This window comes from Mesorhizobium sp. M7A.F.Ca.CA.004.12.1.1, assembly GCF_003997835.1.
GTDB lineage: Bacteria > Pseudomonadota > Alphaproteobacteria > Rhizobiales > Rhizobiaceae > Mesorhizobium.
In genome coordinates this window covers 1-2,435 of the sequence record NZ_RZRK01000889.1, presented here as the reverse complement: position 1 = coordinate 2,435, position 2,435 = coordinate 1, and the positions used below count along the sequence as shown (strand labels likewise).

3 protein-coding genes are annotated in these 2,435 nt (G+C 64.7%); 2 read left to right on the top strand and 1 reads right to left on the bottom strand.

The window, feature by feature from the left end; genetic code table 11:
* Nucleotides 1-840: amidase (locus EN984_RS31275; protein ID WP_164765779.1), on the bottom strand; the 840-nt coding region annotated here is incomplete at its 3' end.
* A 152-nt stretch (nucleotides 841-992) separates the two neighbouring features.
* Here EN984_RS31275 and EN984_RS31270 point away from each other — a divergent pair.
* Nucleotides 993-1,532 carry a sigma-70 family RNA polymerase sigma factor gene (locus tag EN984_RS31270; RefSeq protein ID WP_127267227.1) on the top strand — a complete coding sequence of 180 codons (540 nt, stop codon included), beginning with the start codon at nucleotides 993-995 and terminating at the stop codon, nucleotides 1,530-1,532.
* Nucleotides 1,529-2,257, top strand: a complete 729-nt coding sequence (locus EN984_RS31265; RefSeq protein ID WP_127267218.1) for an anti-sigma factor — start codon at nucleotides 1,529-1,531, stop codon at nucleotides 2,255-2,257. The genes EN984_RS31270 and EN984_RS31265 overlap by 4 nt, the downstream gene beginning before the upstream one ends.
* The last annotated feature ends 178 nt before the right edge of the window (nucleotides 2,258-2,435 follow it).

Genomic DNA, 2,435 nt, shown 5'->3' with positions numbered 1-2,435 from the left:
GTCGAGCGCCTTGAGCGTCTCGTCCGAGATCGGCAGGCCAAGCGGGGATTTGCGGTACACGGCCAGGCTGAGCTTGCCGGGGTCGCGCGCCGCGGCGGCCGCGAACGTGCCTTTCGGCGGCGGCGCGGCATAGGGCGACAGAGGATCGGACCCATGGGTGAGGTCGAGCAGCAGCGCGCAATCACGCACCGAACGGGTGAGCGCATGGTCGACGACCATGCCGTACCAGCTTTCGCTCACCAGCGGCGTCAGCGGTGTGCGGCCGCGCGACGTCTTCAGGCCGACAAGCCCGGTGCAGGCGGCAGGCACGCGGATCGAGCCGCCGCCATCGGAGGCATGTGCCACCGGCACTACGCCGGCTGCGACCAGTGCAGCCGCACCACCCGACGAGCCGCCGCTGGTGTGACCGGTGTTCCACGGATTGCGGGTGATGCCGAAGGCCCTGGATTCGGTCATCAATCGAAGCCCGTGCTCCGGCGATGTCGAGGTGACGATCGGGATAAGTCCGGCAGCGATGTAGCGGTCGGTCAGCACCGAATTGACATCGGCCAGCCATGCCGGAATGCGGCTGCCGCCATGCGTCGGCACGCCCCTGATGGCGATGCCGAGATCCTTGATGGCGAAGGGAACACCGGCCAGCGGCAGCGAAGGGTCGACGGTCTTGGCGCGGGCCCGCGCGGCATCGTAGAGCGGTTCGGCCGTGGCATTGATGTCGGGACGGGTGGCCTCGGCGCGGGCAATCGCGGCGTCGGTCAGCTCGACGGCCGAAACCTCGCCCTTGCGGACCAGATCGGCGAGGCCCGCGGCATCTTCTTCCCAAAGGATCCGTTCGACCGACATGCGCGCTCCCCCCATCACTGAGGGCAAGCTAGCCAGTGGCGATTCCATTGGCAATCGGTCGACGGACCCGGCTGGCGACACACAAAAGCTTAGGCGTGCACAAGGTTATTTCCGCCGTTGCAAATACATTGCAATCGCCTAACTTGCCGCGGATGACGCCGCAGGACATCACCAAGCTGATCGTCCGGACTTCGATGAAGGATCGGGCCGCGTTCGATCTGCTTTACCGGCAGACCAGCGCGAAACTTTTTGGCGTCTGTCTTCGTGTATTGAACGACCGGGGAGATGCGGAAGAAGCGCTACAGGAAGTCTTCGTCAAGATATGGACGAAGGCGGATCGTTTTGCCGTCTCCGATCTAAGCCCGATCTCCTGGCTGGTGGCAATTGCGCGTAATCATGCGATCGATCGCATACGAGCGCGGCGCAGGCCTGCCGCCGACATCGATGCCGCGCTCGACGTGGCCGATCCGGCGCCGGGGCCTGAAGCGATGGCGGTGGCGGGAGACGAATCCGAACGTATCCACCATTGTCTCGATGAGTTGGAGAAGGACCGGGCAGCCGCCGTCCGGGGCGCCTATCTCAAGGGCGAGAGCTATGCCGAACTGGCGGAGCGCCATGGCGTGCCGCTGAACACGATGCGTACATGGCTGCGCCGCAGCCTGTTGAAACTCAGAGAATGTCTGGAAAGATGACGCTGGCAGAAGACACAGGACCGGAACGTGGAGGCGACGACCTGCTCGCCGCCGAATACGTTCTCGGCGTGCTCGATGCCGACGAACGCCAGATCGTCGCCCGCCGCATCGATGCGGATACGGTTTTTGCTCGTCTTGTCGAGGGATGGGAGGTCCGTCTCTCACCGCTGGCCGCCGCCTACCCGGAAATCGAGCCGCCGGTTTCGGTGAAGACCGCGGTCGACCGCCGGCTGTTCGCGAACGCTGCCGCCGTGACCACGCCCGCCGAATCGCGCGGCGGCCTGTGGTCCAGCCTCGCTTTCTGGCGCGGCCTTGCCGCGGCTGCGGTTGCGGCACTGGCGATTTACATTGCCGTGCCAGTCCTCAACCCGCCGGTCGAGGAGCCGCAGGCGCGCCTCGTCGCTTCGCTGGCCGCCGAAGGCAGCGACGTCAGATATCTTGCCGTCTACGACGCCGCGCATCACGAAGTCGGCCTGTCGCATGTCTCCGGTGAGCGTGCTTCCGGCAAGGACTTCGAGCTGTGGATGATCGAGGGCAAGAACCCGCCGGTCTCGATGGGCGTCATTCCGACCGGTGCTACGGCACATATCGTCGTCTCGCCGGCGGCCCAGCAGAAGCTTGCCCAGGGCGCGGTGCTTGCCGTCAGCCTCGAGCCGTCAGGCGGTTCGCCGACCGGACAGCCGACCGGACCGGTGGTCGCCGCCGGCGACCTGAAGAGCATCTGACCGGCTCTTGGCGTCGCCAGACTCAAAATAGAGTACCTGAAGTGTATCTCCCACCTTCCACGCCCGTAGACAGCATGGTAGCCGGCAAGCGGTTGCGTGGCAAAATCTCTTCGGCATCCCGGATAAAATAAAAAATAAGAATATTTCTGAAACTCCCGCACTTCTGTTCCGTATCCTG

Coding starts and splice junctions, on each gene's coding strand:
- EN984_RS31265 (WP_127267218.1), top strand. CDS start 1,529: ATGACGCTGGCAGAAGACACAGGACCGGAACGTGGAGGCGACGACCTG.
- EN984_RS31270 (WP_127267227.1), top strand. CDS start 993: ATGACGCCGCAGGACATCACCAAGCTGATCGTCCGGACTTCGATGAAG.